Below are 19,507 nucleotides of genomic sequence, written 5' to 3' on the forward strand. Positions count from 1 at the left end.
AAGAGCCGCCGCAACAATAGATATCGATAACAAGAGCGAGCCAGCCATGTCGGTACGGTCTAAGGTCATTGAAGCGATCCAACAGATCGCCAAAGAGCAGCACGTGACGCTTCCCGCCCTCTCGGACGATCTGTCCCTGCACGAGACGGGTTTCGACTCGCTCGCCTTCGCCATTCTGGTGGCGCGCCTCGAGGACGAGATCGGCGTCGACCCCTTCACCATTTCCGAGGACGCAGCGTTCCCCGCCACCGTGGGCGATTTCGTGCGGGCCTACGAAAATGTCCCCGCGTGAGATCTTTGCGCTCCGCGACTATCTGAGCCCGGAGCTGACCGGCCGCACGCTGTCGGATGCGCACCATGTCGCGTCGCTGACGGATATCCTGTCGCAGACGGTCCTCGGCGGCCGCCTGCGCGAGCTGTCCGGCCGCGCGGTACTGCTGAAATTGTCCGACCAGCTCCGGTCCGGCATTGCCATGATCGAGCTCGACGGCATCGCTCGTCGTATGCTGCTGTGCCCGCCCGATCTCAATCCCGCCTATCTCGAAGCGCTGATCGCCGATGCCGGGATCGATGCCGTCGTTACCGACGAGCCCGGTCGCTGGGCCGAAACTGGCGTGCCGCTGGTCGTCACCGCACAATTGCCGCTTCAACCTGCCGCGGCAGCGAAGACCGAGCGCGCCACCGAATGGCTGATGCTCACCTCGGGCACGTCGGGCGTGCCGAAGATCGTCGGCCATACGCTGGAAGCGCTCACCGGCGCCATCGTTGCCGAAGGTCCTGCGAAGGGCCCCGCGCCGGTGTGGGCGACGTTCTACGACATCCGCCGCTATGGCGGCCTGCAGATATTCCTTCGCGCCGTGCTCTCGGGCGGCTCGATGGTGCTGTCCGATCCGCATGAGGCGCTCGGCGATCACGTCGCGCGGCTGAATGCACGTAGCGTCTCCCACATCTCCGGCACGCCGTCGCACTGGCGCAAGCTGCTGATGAGCGGCTCGGCGGCGCAATTCGCACCGGGCTATGTCCGTCTCTCCGGCGAGATCGCCGACCAGGCGGTGCTCGACGGCCTGAAAACGGCATTCCCGAACTCTTCCGTCGGCCATGCCTATGCTTCGACCGAGGCCGGCGTTGGTTTTGCCGTCAACGACGGGCTCGAAGGTTTTCCGGCCGATTATCTCGGCAACCGCAACGGCGTCGAGATGAAGGTTGTTGACGGCTCGCTGCGCATCCGCTCGACGCGTACGGCGCACGCCTATGTCGGCCGCAACGCCGCCGCGCTCACAGATGCCGACGGGTTCGTCGACAGCGGCGACATCGTCGAGCTGCGCGGCGATCGCTATTATTTCGTCGGCCGCCGCGGCGGCATCATCAATATCGGCGGGCTGAAGGTTCACCCCGAGGAGATCGAGGCGGTCATCAACCGGCATGCCGATGTCCGGATGTCGCGCGCGAAATCGCGCCGCAGCCCGATCACCGGCGGCATCGTCGTCGCCGACGTGATCCTCGCCGATGGCACCGATCCGGCGCGCGCGAAGGAGATCCGCGACCAGATCCTGGATCAGTGCCGCGCGCAGCTCGCCTTGCACAAGGTGCCGGCAGTGATCCGCTTCGTCGAGGCGCTCGACGTCACCCCGGCCGGCAAACTGGCGCGCACCGATGCATAATGTCCTCGTCACCGGCGGCAGCCGCGGTATCGGCCTTGCAATCGGCCGGCGTCTCGTCGGCGGCGGCTTCAACGTGATCGCGGCGGCGCGTCGCGAGAGCGACGAGCTCAAGGCTGCGATCGCGGCCTCCGAAGGCCGCCTGCATTTCCGCTCCTGCGATCTCGCGGTGATCGACGCGATTCCCGCTTTCGCAAAGCTGGTGCGCGACGAGTTCGGCCCGATCTACGGCCTCGTCAACAATGCCGGCCTCGGCACCGAAGGCCTGCTCGCGACCATGCATAATTCGGAGATCGAGGCGCTGGTGCAGCTCAACGTGCTGTCGCCGATCATCCTCACCAAATATGTCGCGCGGCGGATGATGGCGGATGGTGCCGGCCGCATCATCAACATCTCCTCGATCATCGCGACCACCGGCTATAACGGCCTCTCCGTGTACGGCGCGACCAAGGCTGCGGCGACCGGCTTCACGCGGTCACTTGCGCGCGAGGTCGGCAAGCTCGGCATCACCGTGAACGCGATCGCGCCCGGCTTCATCGACACCGAGCTGACGCACAATCTCTCCGACGAGAGCCGCAAGCGCATCGCCGGCCGCAGCGCGCTACGCCGCTTGCCCGAGACCGATGACGTCGCGCGCATGGTGGAATATCTGCTCGGCGAGGGCGGCCGCAACGTCACCGGCACCGTGTTCACGATTGACGCGGGGAACACCGCGTAGGCGGAACCCCGCTGCCACAATTGCGTTGATCCGGCGCAATGACAGCAAGCCGGATTTGGTCGTATGATGCCCCGCAGTCGATTGGATTACGTCAATCGATCTGCCCTAAACGACGGGGAGCAGTCGATGGCCACGCAAAACATGATCGCTTCAAATCCGGATCGTGCCGAGCAACCTTGCGCGAAGCCGGACGACATGCGCTGTCCGCCGATGGCAAATCAAAATTCCGGCAGTCACGGCTACGAAATGTATCCGCAGCAGTTCGTGCGCCTGGTCGGCTGTCACGACGCCTCGCTCGATGCCTTGCGCAAGCGCGAGGACGAGAAGCTGCATTAAAGCACTCGGGCGCTCACGTCCGTTGCTTTGGCAGGTCAATCCGCTGATGTGAGAATTCCGGCGGCCCCTCGGTGAGGCGGCGGATGCGGCGCTCGCGTTCGTCCACCGGCAATGCGGGATCGAGCAGGCCCTCGATCTCGTGCACGGCAACTTCCTCGATCTTGGTCGCGTCCGATGCGACGGTGTGCGTTGAGATGGGTACCGCCGGCGCGACCTTCAGGCCGATCTCAATCAGCTTGCGGATCGCGTCCGAGCGGGTGAGGTGATGCGCCTCGGCCCAGGCATCGACAGCATGGGTCAATCGTTCCGGCATCTTCACTGCGCTGATCGGGTCGAGCCCCGTGCGCCGGCCGACCGGAGCGGTGGAGTCCTTGTTGCCGAACTCGGACAATTCGATATCCCATGCGATATCTGGAGTTGCCCGAAGCGTAGCCGCTCTGGGCTGCAGCCCGTTTGACGTCGATCAATAACGTACTGCGGCATTGCAGCGCGGCGTCGTCTTGTTGTCCGGGCCGGTTTCGGCCAATGATTGCAAGGGCACCGGCGAACCCGGATCGATCCTGCCACGTATCTTCCTCGGACGCGCTTCCCAACCATCCGGCATCATCCGATGACATCAGGCAAATCCTTCTATGGCGGCATTCCCGTCTTTCGCGGCTTCACCAGCCTGATGGATCCCACGCTCTATGCACCATTGCCCGACGACTGGAGCATCGGCGTTGCCGATATCGTCGATTCCACCAAGGCGATTGCGGCACAGCGCTACAAGGCCGTCAACATGGCCGGCGCCGCCGTGATCGCGGCGGTGACGAATGCCCTGGAGGGGCGCGAATTCCCCTTCGTGTTCGGCGGCGATGGCGCCAGCTTCGCCGTTGCGCCTGACGACCTCGATCGCGCCCGCGACGCGCTGGCCGCAACCGCGACCTGGGTGCGGGAAGATCTCGATCTGAGGATGCGTGTCGCGCTGGTGCCGGTCAGCGCCATCCGCGCCCAGGGTCTCGACGTGCGCGTCGCGCGCTTCGGTCCGTCGGCGAACCTGTCCTACGCGATGTTCTCCGGCGGCGGGCTCGCCTGGGCCGACGCCGCGATGAAGCGCGGCGAGTTCGCGGTTACGGAAGCGCCCGCCGGGACGCAGCCCGATCTTTCCGGCCTGTCCTGCCGCTTCGAGGTGATGCCGGCGGCGCGCGGCCTGATCCTGTCGGTGCTGGTGATGCCCGCCCGCGGCGCCGATCCTTCGGCGTTTCGCAAGGTGATCGAGGACGTCATCCACCTGGTCGAGCGCAGCCCCGATGGTGGCCGGCCGGTGCCGCCGCAGGGGCCGCCGTTGAAATGGCCGCCGCAGGGGCTGGATTTCGAGGCCCGCACCAAGCGTGGCGGTCCACTGATGGCCCGTCGCGCCGGCGTGCTGGCCTACACGCTGTTCGCCTATCTGATCATGCGCTTCGACCTCAAGGTCGGCGGCTTCGTGCCGAACGTCTACAAGCGGCAGGTGGTCGAGAACTCGGACTTCCGCAAATATGACGACGGCCTGCGCATGATCCTCGACTGCACCCCGCAGCTCGAGCGTGCCCTCAGCGATCGTCTCGCAACTGCCGCGCGCGACGGCATCGTGCGTTACGGCCTCTACCAGCAGGACGCTGCGATGATGACCTGCTTCACGCCCTCGGCGCTGCGCAGCGACCATGTGCATTTCATCGACGGCGCACGAGGCGGCTATGCCTCGGCGGCGACGGCGTTGAAGGCGATGGTGGTGGGGAGTTAACGCCCCGCGCGGGTCCAGGTCTCGCCGCCGCAGAGCGCGCCGACGCAGCCTTCGACCCGCAGCGAGTCCGCGCCGGTGACCGAGACGCTGCTCGCATAGGTGCTGCCGTCGTCGGCATTGTAGATCTGGCCCGACCATTTGTTCGGCCCTGAGGGCTGCATGCCGCTGAACAGCGGCAGGCCGATCATCGGGCGCTTGGCCAGCGCTGGATTGGGATTCTTGCTGTCGGTGGCGGGCTGGCCGGTCGCGGTGTCCATGGGCTCGCGCAGCCAGACGATGTGGCCGCAGATGCCGCCGCCGCATTTGCCGATCTTGACGCGGGCATCGCCGGCCTGGGTAAGCCAGGTGCCGTCGGCGCTCTGCGCATGGGCGGAAGTCGCGCCAAACAGCGCAGCCAGAATGACGATGAAAGCGGCGAATCTGAATGTCATGGAAGTGCCCCAGAATGGAGCGCCTCAATAGCAGCAAATCGGGCGCGTGCAACGCCCGATGGAATCACATTCCTGCGCTTACTTCGCCTGCGCTCATTTGCCCCAGCGAACCAGCGCGACCGAGGCCGCCGTCGAGAGCCCGAACACGACCATGGCGCCGCCGACCAGCGCGAACAAGGTCCAGGCCGGCGCCTGGGCCATCATCAGGCCGACGCCGCCGATCGCGACGATCAGAAGCCGGCCTGTCGACGCCAGCACCGGCCCGCCGACGCGCGCCGCGCCCTGCGAGGAGAAATACAGCGACACGCCCACGCCGAAGAACGCGAAGGCCGGCCCCGCCCAATGGAAATAGCTGTGTGCGGCGGCGGTGACGCCGGGATCGCGCGTGAACAGCGACACCCAGAGCGACGGATCAAGCGCGATGACGAGGCCGATCAGGCCGACGGTGAGCCCGGAGGCCGCGGCCGCGGTCCAGGCGACACGCCGCGCGCGCTTCATTTCGCTGGCGCCGATCGCCATGCCGACCATCGGCACCGACGCGATGCCGAAGGCGAAGGTGATCGGGATCAGCAGGAATTCCAGCCGCGAGCCGATGCCATAGCCGGCCAGCATCTCGGTGCCGAAGGTCGCCAGGATTCTTGTGAAGATCAAAATGGTGAGCACGGTCTGCAGCGGCGACAGGCAGGCCACCGCGCCGACCTTGAGAATGTCCAGGAACATCGCCCGCTCGAAATGGAAGGCGCGGAAATTCAACGGCAGCCGGCTGCGTCCGGAGAGCAGATACCAGAGAAAGAAGACCGCGGCGCAGCTGAATGCGATCAACTGGCCGGCGGCAACGCCGGGCATGCCGAATTGCTTCACGCCGAACAGGCCGAGCCCGAGCGTGCCGCCGAGCGCGATCTGCAGCACGCTCGTTCCGATCAGCGTCATCGAAGGTAGGCGCATGTCGCCGGTGCCGCGGATCACCGAGGCCAGCGTGTTGACGAGCCAGATCGCGACCGCTCCGGAGAACAGCATTTGCGAGTAGCCGCAGGCCTCCTCGAGCACGCGCTCGCGGCCGCCGAGCAGCGTGAAGAAGGAGCGGCCAAAGGCGAGCATCATCACCGTGAAGAACAGTCCGCCGCAGATGCCGATGATGGCGGCATGCACCGCCAGCGTCGCGGCGCGGTCGCGATTGCCCGCGCCGAGCGCGCGGCTGATCGCCGATGAAACGCCGCCGCCCATCGCGCCCGCGCTCATCATCTGCGTCAGCATCGCGAACGGAAACACCAGCGCGATCGCGGCCAGCGGAATGGTGCCGAGCCGGCCGATATAGGAGGTCTCGGCGATCGCAACGAGCGTGCTGCCGACCATCGCGATCATGTTGGGAATCGCGAGCCGCAGCAGCGTCGGCAGGATCGGCGCGGTCAGCAGGCTGGCGATCGGGGAGGCGATCGGCGCGCGCGGCGGGACGGCGTCTAGCGGGGCGTCGATCGTCATGTTCACCGGGCGGAATATCAAATGACGATCGACATATTACCGGGTGGTCAGCACCCGCGCCAGCCTGCCGTCACGCAGGGCTCACCAGGGCAGGCCGCAGAGGTCGATGGTGCCCAGCGTCGGCGCGCGGACAATGTTGAAGACATAGGGCGCCATATAATCGAAGCGGATCCGTCCCTCCGGCTGCTCGCAATAGACCTCGCCCTTGAAGGGCAGCCAGCTGCGGGCCGCGTAGAAGGCGAAATTGTGCGGTTCGCAGAACAGCAGCGCGAAGCGGACCGCCTCGTTCGCGCGCATGGTGTGCACGGCCGCGTCGATCGCCATGGTGGCATAGCCGCGGCCGCGGCGATCCTCGCGGGTGCAGACGCCGCCGATGCCGCCGATATGCACCTTCTGCCCGTTCCAGGTGACGGTGCGGAAGTAGATGCCGACATGGCAGACGAGCCCGTCCTCGGGTGTCTCGAGCAGGACGCGCAAATCGGCATTGGCCCATTTGACATGGGCCCAGGGCTTGTCCGCGACCATCTGCGGGCCCCAGACCGCCTGATGCAGCGGCTCCGCGATCCGCCACGAGGCGTCGCCGTTCAGGATGTCGATCTCGATGCTCATCGTGCTCTCTTTTCGCATCTCCGCGCCGTAGTGCGTTCGTTCTGCCATAAGCGCCTCAAAGGCAATGATATTTTGCGGCTGGCCGAAACGCCCATGCGCTTGCGTCGATTTTATGCAATCCGGCCAATCGGCCGCATCACGCAATTTCGCAAATTGGCGGTATTTAACGGCGGTGGAACCTTCTATAAGAGTCGCCGTTAAGCCAGTTCCCCATCAGTTGCGGACAACATCCCATGACCTTTACGCTGCCCCCCCTCCCTTACGCCTATGACGCCCTCGGCCAGTTCATGTCGAAGGAGACGCTGGAATTCCACCACGACAAGCATCATCAGGCCTACGTCACCAACGGCAACAACGCGCTCAAGGGCACCGAATGGGAAGGCAAGTCCCTTGAGGAGATCGTCAAGGGCTCGTTCGGCAAGAACCCCGCGGTGTTCAACAACGCCGGCCAGCACTACAACCACATCCACTTCTGGAGCTGGATGAAGCCCAATGGCGGTGGCACCAAGCTGCCGGGCAAGCTCGAGAAGAAGATCAACGAGGACCTCGGCGGCTTCGAGAAGTTCAAAACCGACTTCCAGGCGGCCGGCGTCGGCCAGTTCGGCTCTGGCTGGTGCTGGCTCCAGGTCAAGAACGGCAAGCTCGAGATCTCCAAGACCCCGAACGGCGAGAATCCGCTGGTGCACGGCGCCACCCCGATCCTCGGCTGCGACGTCTGGGAGCATTCCTACTACATCGACTATCGCAACCGCCGTCCCGACTATCTCAAGGCGTTCGTCGAGAATCTCGTGAACTGGGAATACGTCGAGTCCCTGTTCGACAAGGCGTAAGGCAGTCACATTATTCCTGGCTCGCGCTTCGCGCGCCCCGGAACGACAACAAGGGCGGTCGCTCGCGCGGCCGCCTTTTTGCTGTGCGGAATTGCCCTGCGGGGCGCGCGCACGGGTCTGTCATCGTTCCGTTTGCATCACCTCGATGCCACCCTTAATCAGGAGGGGCATCACCCTCGATACGACCAAGCCCGTTGTCAGAACCTTCCCCGAACAATCCGGCGCCTGCCGAGGACGCGGACTCCGAGCCGCGGCCGGGACGGGTTCGCAAGCCGATCGGCTGGTCGACGATCATCATTGCCGCCCTGGTGGCGGTGAGCGCGGGCCTGGTCTGGCGGCGTGACGGCACCGACGGCGTTCTCGATATTCTCACCCACGATCTCTCGCTGTTCGGCGGCATCCTGCCGCGCGTGCTGGCGGGCTGCCTGCTCGGCGCCTTCATCTCCGAGATCCTGCCGCACGAAAAAGTCTCCCGTTCGCTCGGGCCGAAATCCGGGCTGATGGGGCTTCTGATCGGCACCGCCTTCGGTGCGATCCTGCCGGGCGGGCCCTTTACCGCCTATCCGGTGGCGAGCGCGCTGCTCGCGGTCGGCGCCGATTTCGGCGCTACCATCGCCATGGTCGTGAGCTGGACGCTGATCGGCTATGGCCGGGCGGTCGCCTGGGAAATCCCGATCATGGGCACCGATTTCACGCTGTGGCGGATATTGATCTCGCTGCCGCTGCCGGTGCTGGCCGGCGCGCTCGGCCGCTTCGTCTATGTCCGGCTCTATCCGAAGCGCGACCGCGACGAGGACGCGGCATGAGCGCGGCGCTCCTGATCGACATCCTGCTGTGGGGCTCGGTGTTCGGCGTCGGCCTGATCGCCTTTCGCCGCGGCCCCCCGGTGTTCAAGGCCTCGCTGCGTGAAGGTTCGATGGATTTCATCAACGTCGTGCCGCGGATCGCGCTCGGCGTGATCGGCTCCGGCTATATCGCCGCGATCATCCCGCAGGAGGTGATCACCGGCTGGCTCGGCCCGGACAGCGGCTGGCTTGGGGTTACGACCGCCGTGGTCGCGGGCGCGGCCACTCCCGGCGGCCCGGTGATCGGGTTCTCGATCGGCACCGTGGCGCTGAAGTCGGGCGGCGGGGTGCCGCAGGTGGTTGCCTATGTCGTTGCCTGGGCCCTGTTCGCCTTCCAGCGCGTGATTTTGTGGGAAATTCCGTTCATGCCGGCCCGTTTCGTCTGGTTCCGCTGCGCCGTCTCGGTGCCGTTCCCGTTCGTGGCCGCCGCCATCGCGATGCTGATCGGCAAGCCCTGAGCTGGCCGTGGACAGGCGCAATGTTATAATATAACGTCCTTAGCATGGTTCCCGCCGCGTCCCACGCCCATCATAACGACCATGCCCATGGTCAACCTCATGGCCACTCCCACGGCCATTCCCATGATCACGCGCACGGGCACGACCACACCCACGCCCATGTCCACGATGCGGCCTCGCCGCATCCGGCCCAGGATGCGCCCTGGTCGATCCTGCGCATGACCATGGCCGGGCGCCTTTCGGCTGCCGTCGCCGTCTGCGCGGTGCTCTGGGGCATCGTCTTTCTGGCGATGAGGTGACCGTGGCCCAGCTCACCTTCCACAACGTCACGCTCGGCTATGACCGCCATCCGGCCGTGCATCATCTCAACGGCGAGGTCGCGCCCGGCGCGCTCGTCGCGGTGATCGGCCCGAACGGCGCCGGCAAGTCGACGCTGCTGCGTGGCATCGTCGGCATCCTCCGGCTGCTCGACGGCAGCATCCATCTCGGCGGACTTGACAGCCGCGACATCGCCTATCTGCCGCAGAGCGCGGAGATCGACCGCAGCTTCCCGATCTCGGTGTTCGACTTCGTCGGCACCGGGCTGTGGCGCGATGCCGGCCTGTTCGGCGGCATCGGCAAGGCCGCGCGCGGAAGGATTTTGCGCGCGATCGCCTCCGTCGGCCTCAATGGTTTCGAGAACCGCCCGATCGGTACGCTCTCGGGCGGGCAGATGCAGCGCGTGCTGTTTGCGCGCGTGCTGCTCCAGGACGCGCGGCTGATCGTGCTCGACGAACCCTTCAACGCCATCGACAGCAAGACCACGGCCGATCTGCTGGCGCTGGTGAAGCACTGGCACGGCGAGGGCCGCACCGTGCTCGCCGCGCTCCACGACATGGAAATGGTGCGCACCCATTTCAGCGAGACGCTGATTCTGGCGCGCGGCCCCGTTGCGTGGGGGCCGACGGCGGAGGTGCTGACGCCTGAAAACCTCATGGTCGCAATGCGGATGTGCGAGGCTTTCGACGACAGTGCCGCGGCGTGCGGCGAAGACGGGCGTTCGCAGGCGGCGTGATATTCGATGCTCCATGACACGCTGATCGGCCCGTTCACCGAATTCGAGTTCATGCGGCGGGCGCTTGCCGCCGTGATCGCGCTGTCGCTCGCAGGTGCGCCGATCGGCGTGTTCCTGATGCTGCGGCGGATGAGCCTCGTCGGCGATGCCATGGCGCATGCGATTCTGCCCGGCGCGGCCGTCGGCTTCCTGCTCTCCGGCCTCAATCTGTTCGCGATGACGGCCGGCGGCCTGATCGCTGGTTTTGCGGTCGCGATCCTCGCCGGCGTGGTCGCGCGCTCGACCGGGCTGAAGGAGGACGCATCGCTCGCGACCTTCTATCTGGCCTCGCTGGCGCTCGGCGTCACCATCGTTTCGATCAAGGGCACCAATATCGACTTGCTGCACGTCCTGTTCGGCAACATCCTCGCGATGGACGACCAGACGCTGCTGGTGGTCGCCTTCAACGCCACGGTGACGCTGCTGGTGCTCGCGGTGATCTATCGCCCGCTGGTGATCGAGAGCGTCGATCCCCTGTTCTTACGCACGGTCAGCCGCGCCGGCGGCCCCGCGCATCTCGCCTTCCTCGCGCTCGTCGTCATCAACCTCGTCAACGGCTTTCAGGCGCTCGGCACATTGCTCGCGGTCGGATTGATGATCCTGCCGGCGGGCATCGCGCGGTTCTGGTCGCGCGATCTCACCGTGATGATCTGCATCGCAGTCGTCGCCGCGGCTGTCTCCGGCTATGCCGGTCTGGTGCTGTCGTTCCAGACCCGCGTGCCCTCGGGTCCTGCGATCATTCTCGTGGCGACGGTGTTCTACATCGTCTCCGTCCTGTTCGGCCGCGTCGGCGGCGTCGTCAGGCAGATGTTTCCCGGCCGGCATCTGGAGGCGTGACGATGCGCTTCCTCCTGCTCTTGGCCATGCTGCTGATCGCCTCGCCGCTGCACGCCGCGGAGCGGCTCAATGTCGTCGCGAGCTTCTCGATACTCGCCGACTTCGTCCGCAATGTCGGCAGCGACCGCGTCAACCTGACGACGCTGGTCGGTCCCGACAGCGATGTCCATGTCTACACACCGGCGCCGGGCGATGCGAAGCGCATCGCGGATGCAAAGCTCGTCATCGTCAACGGGCTCGGGCTGGAGGGCTGGCTGCCGCGCCTCGTGCAGTCTGCAGGCAGCAAGGCCCAGGTGGTCACGGCGAGCGCCGGCATTGCGCCGCTGAAGCTCGGCGCGGCCGCCGATCCTCATGCCTGGCAGTCCGTTCCCAATGCCAAGGTCTATGTGACCGATATTGCCAACGCACTGGCTGCCGCCGACCCGGATGATGCCGAGTTCTTCCGCACCCAGGCAAAAGCCTATCTGGAAAAGCTCGAAGCCCTCGACCGCGAGGTCCGGGACGTCGTGGCCAAAATCCCGCCCGAACGGCGCAAGGTGATCTCGACCCATGACGCCTTCGGCTATTTCGCCGCCGAATATGGCGTCCAGTTCGTCGCCCCCCTTGGCGTCTCCACCGAAACCGAGCCCAGCGCGAGGGACATCTCTGCCATCATCGGCCAGATCAAGGCCCAGAAAATCCCGGCGGTATTTCTGGAAAATATCAGCGATGACCGCCTGATCCGGCGGATCGCGGCCGAGACCGGGGCCAAGGTCGGCGGGACCCTGATTTCGGACGGTTTGACCGGCGAAAAGGGGACTGCACCCACTTACATTGACATGGTCAGGCACAATATAAAGGCCCTGACCAGCGCGCTTGACCATTAGGGCAGGGGCCACCCCGCCTCGCGTCGCGCGAAAAAGCCCGAAGTCGGAGTTGTTATGTCTGAAGCGACCGCCTCCAAAATTCCCGTGACCGTCCTGACCGGCTATCTCGGTGCCGGCAAGACCACGCTGCTCAACCGCATCCTGTCGGAAAACCACGGCAAGAAATACGCCGTCATCGTCAACGAATTCGGCGAGATCGGCATCGACAACGACCTCATCATCGGCGCCGATGAGGAAGTGTTCGAGATGAACAACGGCTGCATCTGCTGCACCGTGCGCGGCGACCTCGTCCGCATCATGGATGGCCTGATGAAGCGCAAGGGCAAGTTCGACGCCATCATCGTCGAGACCACCGGCCTTGCCGATCCGGCGCCGGTCGCCCAGACCTTCTTCGTCGACGAGGACGTGCAGAAGAACGCCCGGCTCGACGCGGTCGTCACGGTCGCCGACGCCAAATGGCTGTCCGATCGTCTCAAGGACGCGCCCGAGGCCAAGAACCAGATCGCCTTCGCCGACGTCATCGTGCTGAACAAGACCGATCTCGTCAACAAGGGCGAGCTTGCCGAGGTCGAGGCCCGCATCCGCGGCATCAACCCCTATGCCAAGCTGCATCGCACCGAACGCTGTTCAGTGGCGCTGGCCGACGTGCTCGATCGCGGCGCGTTCGACCTCGACCGCATCCTCGACATCGAGCCGGACTTTCTGGAAGCCGACGATCATGACCACGACCATGATCATCACCACCATCACGGCCACGACCATCACCATCATGATCACGGCCACGGCCTGAAGCACTATCACGACGAGGACATGCAGTCGCTCTCGCTCAAGACCGACAAGCCGCTCGATCCGAACGTGTTCATGCCCTGGCTGCAGAACCTGGTGCAGGTCGAAGGCGGCAAGATCCTGCGCTCCAAGGGCATCCTCGCCTTCCACGATGACGACGACCGCTACGTCTTCCAGGGCGTCCACATGATGCTGGAGGGCAACCACCAGCGGAAGTGGAAGGAGGGTGAGTCGCGCGAGAGCCGCCTCGTCTTCATCGGCCGCGAGTTGCCGGAAAAGGCCATTCGCGAGGGCTTTGAGAGCTGCATCGTCTCGTGATGAAAGAGTTCACGCCGGCCTCGGATTCCGCCTCGATCGTATCCGTCACCGACAAGGTCAAGCCGGTTACGCTCGGCATGGGCGTGACCTCGGTGCACTTTCTTGGTCCCCGCGCCGCCTTCGTCGGCGGCGAGGAGAATGTCGCGTTCGTCGACGCCAAGGGCGAGATCACCACGGTTGCCGTGCACAGCGGCGGTATTCTCTCGACGGCAAGTGACGGCAAACGCCTCGTCATGGGCGGCGACGACGGCAAGGTCGTCTCGCTCGACGCCAAGGGCGAGGTGGCGTTGCTCGCCACCGACCCGAAGCGGCGCTGGATCGACGCGGTGGCGCTGCACGCCGATGGTGCCTTCGCCTGGTCGGCCGGCAAGACGGCCACCGTCAAGAGCGGCAAGAACGAAGAGAAGTCGCTCGAAGTGCCCTCGACCGTCGGCGGCCTCGCGTTCGCGCCGAAGGGCCTGCGGCTCGCGATCGCCCATTACAACGGCGCGACGCTGTGGTTTCCGAACATGGAGGGGTCGGCCGAATTCCTGCCTTGGGCCGGCTCGCATCTCGGCGTCACCTTCAGCCCGGACAACAAATTCCTGGTTACCTCGATGCACGAGGCGGCCCTGCACGGCTGGCGGCTCGCCGACAACCGGCACATGCGCATGACCGGCTATCCCGGCCGCGTCCGCTCGATGTCCTGGAGCGCGGGCGGCAAGGGGCTCGCGACCTCGGGTGCCGACACCGTCATCATCTGGCCGTTCGGCAGCAAGGACGGCCCGATGGGCAAGGAGCCCGCGATGCTCGCGCCGTTGCAGGCGCGCGTGTCCGTGGTCGCCTGCCATCCGAAGAACGACATCCTCGCCGCCGGCTACAGCGACGGCACCGTGCTGATGGTGCGGTTGGAGGACGGCGCGGAGATTCTCGTCCGACGCAACGGCACGCCGCCGGTCGCGGCGATCGCCTGGAACGCCAAGGGCACGCTGCTGGCGTTCGCTGACGAAAATGGGGACGGCGGATTGCTGGAGCTTTAATCTGTCATGGTTCTGACCGTATAGGGGACCATGCGGTTTCTGACGACTTTCCAGATTGCAGACTTCGCGGACACGCTGGTCAGCCTGACCACGGCCTTCGTGCTGGGCACGCTGATCGGCGCCGAGCGGCAGTACCGCCAGCGCACTGCGGGCCTGCGCACCAATGTGCTGGTCGCGGTGGGCGCTGCCGCCTTTGTCGATCTCGCCATGCACCTGGACGGCGCCGACGGTGCGGTCCGGGTGATCGCCTATGTCGTCTCCGGCATCGGCTTCCTCGGTGCCGGCGTCATCATGAAGCAGGGCATGGACGTGCGCGGCCTCAACACCGCGGCGACGCTGTGGGCCTCGGCGGCGGTCGGCTCCTGCGCCGGTGCCGACATGGTCGCGCAGGCGGCGGCGCTGACGGTCTTCGTCATCGCCGGCAACACCATGCTGCGCCCGCTGGTCAACGCCATCAACCGTATCCCGCTGAACGTGAAGGCGCTGGAGGCGACCTATTACTTCAAGCTTGCGGTCACGACCGAGACCTTGCCCGACATGCGCGACCGCCTCGTCGACAGGCTCGAGGCCGCGCAATACCCGGTCGCCGATGTCGATGTGGTCGAGATCGGCGACGACATCCTGGAAGTCGTCGCCAAGCTGGTCGCGACCGCGGTCGATCCGAACGAGCTGAATGCGGTGGCGACCGATCTTCAGCATCAGCCGGGCGTGCGCCACGCCACCTGGGAGGTCAGCACCACGGAGTGAGCGCGGCGCTTTGGAACGCGGGCAGGTGGTTCCAGTCCGCCGGTGCGGAACCCGGCCGTTTCGATTTCGTTGATCCCCCGGATAAAGGCGGTGATCGACATGCCCGGCCCAAACGACAACCGAAGACTGAAGCTCGACCTGACCATTGCCGCCTCGCTGTTTGCAGCGGGCATGGTGGTGACGGTGATGTCGCTGGCGCAAATCCGCGCCGAGAGCCGATTGGACCTGGCGCAGGCGACCCAGCCGCTCCAGGGCACCCCGTCCAACGATCAGGACAAGACGCCCGCCGAGGCAAAACCCGGCGGCGACCGGCCGACCACGCCGGCCCCCGAGCCCGCGCGCCCCGATCCGCAGACGCAAGGCGCGGCAGGTGCAGCCAAGCCCGCGCTGCCGCCGGCCCCGGCCGAGAAGATCGCGCCGCCGATTGAGAAGAAGTAGCCGGTCTTCGTCATTCCGGGGCGCGCGAAGCGCGAGCCCGGAATCCATTTGTCCGCACACTCTGCCGCCCGATGGATTCCGGGCTCGCGCCAAGTGGCGCGCCCCGGAATGACCGGTCACCGCACCAGAATATTCCGGAACTGCCAGGGATCGCTGGTGTCGATATCCTCCGGGAACAGTCCCGGCCGATCCGTCAGCGGCGTCCAGTCGGTATAGAACCCCTTCACCGGGCCGAGATACGGCAGCTGGATTTCCAGCAGGCGATCGAAGTCCATCTCGTCGGCTTCGACGATGCCTTCCTTCGGGTTCTCCAGCGCCCACACCATGCCGCCGAGCACGGCGGAGGTCACCTGCAGGCCGGTGGCGTTCTGATAGGGCGCCAGTCGGCGGGTCTCTTCGATCGAGAGCTGCGAGCCGTACCAATAGGCATTGTTGTCGTGGCCGAACAAGAGCACGCCGAGCTCGTCGATGCCGTCGACGATCTCGTTCTCGTCGAGGATGTGGTGCTTCTCCTGCATCTTCGCGGCGCGGCCGAACATCTCGTGCAGCGACAGCACGGCATCGTCGGCCGGATGATAGGCATAGTGGCAGGTCGGCCGGTAGACCGCCTTGCCCGAGGCGTCGCGCACGGTGAAGTAATCGGAGATCGAGATCGACTCGTTGTGGGTGACGAGGAAGCCGTATTGCGCGCCGCGGGTCGGGCACCAGGTGCGTACGCGCGTGTTGGCGCCGGGCTGCATCAGGTAGATGGCAGCGCCGCAGCCGGCTTCGTGGGTCCGCGCATTCTCCGGCATCCATTTCTCATGGGTGCCCCAGCCGAGCTCGGACGGCTGCACGCCCTCCGACAGGAAGCCTTCCACCGACCAGGTGTTGACGAAGACATCCGGCTCCTTCGGCTTCTTGGAGCGCTGGGTGTCGCGCTCGGCGATGTGGATGCCCTTGATGCCGGCCTGCCGCATCAGATCCGCCCATTCGGCCTTGGTCTTCGGCCGGGGGGCATTGAGCTTCAGGTCAGCGGCGACGTTGAGCAGCGCCTGCTTGACGAAGAAGGAGACCATGCCGGGATTGGCGCCGCAGCAGGAGACGGCCGTGGTCGAGCCCGCCGGACGCGCCTTCTTGGCCGCCAGCGTCACCTCGCGCAGCGCGTAGTTGGAGCGCGCTTCCGGGCCCTTCGACGCATCGAAATAGAAGCCGAGCCAGGGCTCGTTGACGGTGTCGATATAGAGCGCGCCGAGCTCGTTGCAGAGCTCCATGATGTCGGTCGAGCCGGTGTCGACCGAGAGATTGACGCAAAAGCCCTGGCCGCCGCCTTCGGTGAGCAGCGGGGTCAGCAGCTCGCGATAATTGTCTTTTGTCACGGCCTTCTGGATGAAGCGCACATTCTGCTTCTCGCAATGCGCCTTGCGGCCCTCGTCCTTGGGGTCGATCACGGTGACGCGCGACTTGTCGTAATCGAGGTGCCGCTCGATCATCGGCAAGGTGCCTTTGCCGATGGAGCCGAAGCCGACCATGACGATGGGACCAGTGATCTTCGCGTAGATCTGCGAGGGAGGGCTCATGGGATGGTTTCTCCGGAACGTGCTGGCGGACAAAGGGTGAGGGGTGGATCAGGCGCTGCGGCGCTTGGCGGTGGCTTCGATCTCGACCTTCATCTCGGGCTTGTACAGCGCGGAGACGACGAGCAGCGTTGCGGCCGGGCGGATCTCGCCGAGGACCTCGCCGCAGACGGCGAAGTGGGCGTCGGCATCCTTGGCGTCGGTGAGGTAGTAGGTCACGCGGACGATGTCGGCCATCTCGAATCCGCCCTCCTTCAGGGCGGCTTCGATGGTCTTGAAGCAGTTGCGTGACTGGCTCGTGACATCTGATGGCATCGTCATCGTGGTGTAGTCGTAGCCGGTGGTTCCCGCGACGAAGGCGAACTCGCCATCGACCACGGCGCGGCTGTAGCCGGCGGTCTTCTCGAAGGGGGATCCGGTGGAGATCAGGCGACGGGACATGGGTTCGGCCTCGACTGAAAGGGGGAATTTCGTGGGGTTAAAGGGCGTTTCTCGGGCCTGCGCAACCCCAAAGGAATAGAGCTCAGCGCAGGCGCGACCGGGCGTTGCCGCTCAACGCGGCTTCGGTCGTCGCCATCATGGCGATCCCTTAGGCCGCGCGCGCCTCGAGGCCGCGAACTATCCTCCGTTTGGACAGGGCAGCTCCGGTCGGGACGATCATTCCCTCGGCGCCATCGAGCGCGCCGTCGGTGAACTCGATCGCCAGCAGGCGGTCGCGCTCGAACGGGCCGGGCAGGGCGAGCGCGCCGGTCTTCTCGGCCGAGAAGCCGAAGCGGGCGTAGTAGGGCGCGTCGCCGAGAAGGATGACGGCGGCATGCCCGCGCGCCCGGGCGGCGGCCAGCGCTTGATTCATCAGCGCGGCGCCGATCCCGAGCTCGCGGCAGGCAGGGTCCACCGCCAGCGGTCCGAGGACCAGAGCGGGCCTGCCTCCGGCGCTGACGTGCCACAGCCGCACGGTTCCCACGAGCTTGCCCTCGCGCGTCGCCGACAGGGCAAGGCCTGCGGCGGGCGCACGTCCGTCGCGCAGGCGCTGGCAGGTCCGGTCATGGCGGGTCTCGCCAAAACAGGCATCGAGCAGCGCTTCACGCATCGTGACGTCGGCAGCGCGTTCCGCACGGATCGCGAACGGAGCGGCTTCCGAAGAGAGGGCAATTTGTGGCTTCCGAGGAGCAGTCATGGCGCGTCAGTCCCCGCTTGAACCGGCGTGCGCGCAGCACGCCTGTCCAAGACGTCGTCAGATCGAAATGTCAGGGAAGGAGCCGGCAAGCCGGCTCCCGGGTTCGTCAGGCCTCAGAACGAGAGAGGCGGATCAGATGTGGCAAATCAGATGTGGTACGTCTTCAGCGGCGGGATGCCGTTGAACGCCACCGCCGAGTAGGTCGACGTATAGGCCCCGGTGCCTTCGATCAGCAGCTTGTCGCCGATCTCAAGCGTGACGGGAAGCGGATACGGCGTCTTCTCGTACAGCACGTCGGCGCTGTCGCAGGTCGGACCGGCGAGCACGCACGGGGTCATGTCCGCGCCGTCATGCGGGGTGCGGATGGCGTAGCGGATCGACTCGTCCATCGTCTCGGCGAGACCGCCGAACTTGCCGATGTCCAGGTAAACCCAGCGCACCTCGTCCTCGTCGCTCTTCTTCGAGATGAGCACGACCTCGGATTCGATGATGCCGGCGTTGCCCACCATGCCGCGGCCCGGCTCGATGATAGTCTCCGGAATCTGGTTGCCGAAGTGCTTGCGCAGCGCGCGGAAGATCGAGCGGCCGTAGGTCACGACCGGCGGCACGTCCTTCAGGTACTTGGTCGGGAAGCCGCCGCCCATGTTGACCATGGTCAGGTTGATGCCGCGCTCGGCGCAGTCGCGGAACACCTGCGAGGCCATCGCCAGCGCACGGTCCCACGCCTTCACCTTGCGCTGCTGCGAGCCGACATGGAAGGAGATGCCGCACGGCTCCAGGCCCAGGCGCTTGGCAACGTCGAGCACCTCGACGGCCATCTCCGGGTCGCAGCCGAACTTGCGCGACAGCGGCCATTCGGCGCCGGCGCAGTCATAGAGGATGCGGCAGAACACCTTCGCGCCGGGCGCGGCACGGGCGACCTTCTCGACTTCGGCGACGCAATCCACGGCGAAAAGCCGGATGCCGAGCGTGAAGGCGCGCGCGATGTCGCGCTCCTTCTTGATCGTGTTGCCGAAGGAGATGCGGTCGGGCGTCGCGCCGGCGGCCAGCGCCATCTCGATTTCGGCGACGGTCGCGGTGTCGAAGCAGGAGCCCATGGAGGCCAGCAGCGCCAGCACTTCCGGCGCCGGGTTCGCCTTGACGGCGTAGAACACGCGGCTGTCGGGCAGCGCCTTGGCGAAGGTCTGGTAATTGTCGCGCACGACCTCGAGGTCGACGACGAGGCACGGCTCGGTGTCGAGACCTTCCTTGCGGCGGTTGCGCAGGAATTCCTGGATACGTTCGGTCATGGCACTCTCCAACGGCCCCAGCGACAGGGTCCGTATCAACGTGACGTCGGATAAGAGCACTCCGGCCACATCGCGCGATGGAGGCGCGCTGAAGCCAAAGACTCAAACCAGACTGTGCTGCCGTGGATTGGTTGGGAGAGAATCCCGCCCGCACACCTGGCAATGAAGGACAAGCCTTTTCAGTAGCCCGCGCCGGCGTTGGAATGCCGGTAGAGACCAAAAAAGCCCGATCCGTCGTTGCTTTAAGTCGCGTCC

At 65.7% G+C, this 19,507-nt stretch carries 24 protein-coding genes; 16 read left to right on the top strand and 8 right to left on the bottom strand.

Translation table 11 applies throughout. The annotated features are described in order from the left end of the window. Nucleotides 1-46: 46 nt before the first annotated feature. The 4 genes from RAD16_RS21820 (at nt 47) to RAD16_RS21835 (ending at nt 2,712) form a co-directional block, all read left to right on the top strand. A complete protein-coding gene (locus RAD16_RS21820; protein ID WP_370137778.1) occupies nt 47-292 on the top strand; it encodes an acyl carrier protein in 246 nt (81 codons plus the stop codon). Further along, nucleotides 279-1,661 carry a class I adenylate-forming enzyme family protein gene (locus RAD16_RS21825; RefSeq protein WP_458159924.1) on the top strand — a complete coding sequence of 461 codons (1,383 nt, stop codon included), beginning with the start codon at nt 279-281 and terminating at the stop codon, nt 1,659-1,661. Before RAD16_RS21820 ends, RAD16_RS21825 begins: the two co-directional genes overlap by 14 nt. Continuing rightward, on the top strand, nt 1,654-2,376 hold the full coding sequence (locus tag RAD16_RS21830; protein WP_458159925.1) for an SDR family NAD(P)-dependent oxidoreductase: 723 nt from the start codon (nt 1,654-1,656) through the stop codon (nt 2,374-2,376). Before RAD16_RS21825 ends, RAD16_RS21830 begins: the two co-directional genes overlap by 8 nt. Before the next feature lie 126 nt (nt 2,377-2,502). Then, nucleotides 2,503-2,712 (top strand): hypothetical protein, encoded by a 210-nt coding sequence (locus RAD16_RS21835; protein WP_458160112.1) that lies wholly within the window; start codon nt 2,503-2,505, stop codon nt 2,710-2,712. Between the two features lie 13 nt (nt 2,713-2,725). Here the strand turns inward: RAD16_RS21835 and RAD16_RS21840 are convergent, their stop codons facing one another. After that, nucleotides 2,726-3,109 carry a hypothetical protein gene (locus tag RAD16_RS21840; RefSeq protein WP_458160113.1) on the bottom strand — a complete coding sequence of 128 codons (384 nt, stop codon included), beginning with the start codon at nt 3,107-3,109 and terminating at the stop codon, nt 2,726-2,728. 213 nt (nt 3,110-3,322) lie between these two features. Between RAD16_RS21840 and RAD16_RS21845 the strand changes: the two genes are divergently transcribed. After that, nucleotides 3,323-4,474 (top strand): DUF3095 domain-containing protein, encoded by a 1,152-nt coding sequence (locus RAD16_RS21845; protein WP_458159927.1) that lies wholly within the window; start codon nt 3,323-3,325, stop codon nt 4,472-4,474. Here RAD16_RS21845 and RAD16_RS21850 read toward each other — a convergent pair. The 3 genes from RAD16_RS21850 to RAD16_RS21860 all read right to left on the bottom strand — a co-directional run bounded on the left by RAD16_RS21850 (nt 4,471) and on the right by RAD16_RS21860 (nt 6,993). After that, complete coding sequence (locus RAD16_RS21850; RefSeq protein ID WP_458159928.1) at nt 4,471-4,905, bottom strand: DUF2147 domain-containing protein; 435 nt, start codon at nt 4,903-4,905, stop codon at nt 4,471-4,473. The two genes, RAD16_RS21845 and RAD16_RS21850, sit on opposite strands and share 4 nt — an antisense overlap. A 93-nt stretch (nt 4,906-4,998) precedes the next feature. Further along, nucleotides 4,999-6,384: an MATE family efflux transporter gene (locus tag RAD16_RS21855; RefSeq protein WP_458159929.1), complete on the bottom strand. Its 1,386-nt coding sequence runs from the start codon at nt 6,382-6,384 to the stop codon at nt 4,999-5,001. Nucleotides 6,385-6,465: 81 nt separating this feature from the next. Beyond that, on the bottom strand, nt 6,466-6,993 hold the full coding sequence (locus RAD16_RS21860; protein ID WP_458159930.1) for a GNAT family N-acetyltransferase: 528 nt from the start codon (nt 6,991-6,993) through the stop codon (nt 6,466-6,468). 233 nt (nt 6,994-7,226) lie between these two features. On the opposite strand from RAD16_RS21860, the gene RAD16_RS21865 reads away from it, so the two are divergent. The 11 genes from RAD16_RS21865 to RAD16_RS21915 all read left to right on the top strand — a co-directional run bounded on the left by RAD16_RS21865 (nt 7,227) and on the right by RAD16_RS21915 (nt 15,230). Next, complete coding sequence (locus RAD16_RS21865) at nt 7,227-7,823, top strand: superoxide dismutase (RefSeq protein ID WP_014491764.1); 597 nt, start codon at nt 7,227-7,229, stop codon at nt 7,821-7,823. A 194-nt stretch (nt 7,824-8,017) separates the two neighbouring features. Continuing rightward, nucleotides 8,018-8,629, top strand: a complete 612-nt coding sequence (locus tag RAD16_RS21870; RefSeq protein ID WP_458159931.1) for a permease — start codon at nt 8,018-8,020, stop codon at nt 8,627-8,629. Then, nucleotides 8,626-9,126 (top strand): hypothetical protein, encoded by a 501-nt coding sequence (locus tag RAD16_RS21875; RefSeq protein ID WP_458159932.1) that lies wholly within the window; start codon nt 8,626-8,628, stop codon nt 9,124-9,126. The genes RAD16_RS21870 and RAD16_RS21875 overlap by 4 nt, the downstream gene beginning before the upstream one ends. A gap of 44 nt (nt 9,127-9,170) precedes the next feature. Continuing rightward, complete coding sequence (locus RAD16_RS21880; RefSeq protein WP_458159933.1) at nt 9,171-9,425, top strand: hypothetical protein; 255 nt, start codon at nt 9,171-9,173, stop codon at nt 9,423-9,425. Nucleotides 9,426-9,427: 2 nt separating this feature from the next. Then, nucleotides 9,428-10,180 (top strand): metal ABC transporter ATP-binding protein, encoded by a 753-nt coding sequence (locus RAD16_RS21885; RefSeq protein WP_458159934.1) that lies wholly within the window; start codon nt 9,428-9,430, stop codon nt 10,178-10,180. A 6-nt stretch (nt 10,181-10,186) separates the two neighbouring features. After that, a complete protein-coding gene (locus RAD16_RS21890) occupies nt 10,187-11,056 on the top strand; it encodes a metal ABC transporter permease (RefSeq protein WP_326897363.1) in 870 nt (289 codons plus the stop codon). 2 nt (nt 11,057-11,058) lie between these two features. Continuing rightward, a complete protein-coding gene (locus RAD16_RS21895) occupies nt 11,059-11,922 on the top strand; it encodes a metal ABC transporter solute-binding protein, Zn/Mn family (protein WP_458159935.1) in 864 nt (287 codons plus the stop codon). A 54-nt stretch (nt 11,923-11,976) separates the two neighbouring features. Next, a complete protein-coding gene (locus RAD16_RS21900; protein WP_458159936.1) occupies nt 11,977-13,026 on the top strand; it encodes a CobW family GTP-binding protein in 1,050 nt (349 codons plus the stop codon). After that, nucleotides 13,026-14,045, top strand: a complete 1,020-nt coding sequence (locus RAD16_RS21905; protein WP_458159937.1) for a WD40 repeat domain-containing protein — start codon at nt 13,026-13,028, stop codon at nt 14,043-14,045. The genes RAD16_RS21900 and RAD16_RS21905 overlap by 1 nt, the downstream gene beginning before the upstream one ends. A gap of 30 nt (nt 14,046-14,075) precedes the next feature. Continuing rightward, a complete protein-coding gene (locus tag RAD16_RS21910; RefSeq protein ID WP_458159938.1) occupies nt 14,076-14,792 on the top strand; it encodes an MgtC/SapB family protein in 717 nt (238 codons plus the stop codon). Nucleotides 14,793-14,891: 99 nt separating this feature from the next. Further along, complete coding sequence (locus RAD16_RS21915; RefSeq protein ID WP_458159939.1) at nt 14,892-15,230, top strand: hypothetical protein; 339 nt, start codon at nt 14,892-14,894, stop codon at nt 15,228-15,230. A 116-nt stretch (nt 15,231-15,346) separates the two neighbouring features. Here the strand turns inward: RAD16_RS21915 and RAD16_RS21920 are convergent, their stop codons facing one another. The 4 genes from RAD16_RS21920 to RAD16_RS21935 all read right to left on the bottom strand — a co-directional run bounded on the left by RAD16_RS21920 (nt 15,347) and on the right by RAD16_RS21935 (nt 19,252). After that, nucleotides 15,347-16,789 (bottom strand): homospermidine synthase, encoded by a 1,443-nt coding sequence (locus RAD16_RS21920; protein WP_458159940.1) that lies wholly within the window; start codon nt 16,787-16,789, stop codon nt 15,347-15,349. A gap of 48 nt (nt 16,790-16,837) precedes the next feature. Continuing rightward, nucleotides 16,838-17,227, bottom strand: coding sequence for a RidA family protein (locus tag RAD16_RS21925; protein WP_458159941.1), 390 nt, complete (start codon nt 17,225-17,227; stop codon nt 16,838-16,840). Between the two features lie 148 nt (nt 17,228-17,375). Further along, nucleotides 17,376-17,963 (bottom strand): GNAT family N-acetyltransferase, encoded by a 588-nt coding sequence (locus tag RAD16_RS21930; RefSeq protein ID WP_458159942.1) that lies wholly within the window; start codon nt 17,961-17,963, stop codon nt 17,376-17,378. 146 nt (nt 17,964-18,109) lie between these two features. Continuing rightward, a complete protein-coding gene (locus RAD16_RS21935) occupies nt 18,110-19,252 on the bottom strand; it encodes a type III PLP-dependent enzyme (RefSeq protein WP_458159943.1) in 1,143 nt (380 codons plus the stop codon). Nucleotides 19,253-19,507: the final 255 nt, after the last annotated feature.

It is taken from the genome of Bradyrhizobium sp. 18BD (assembly GCF_054185225.1).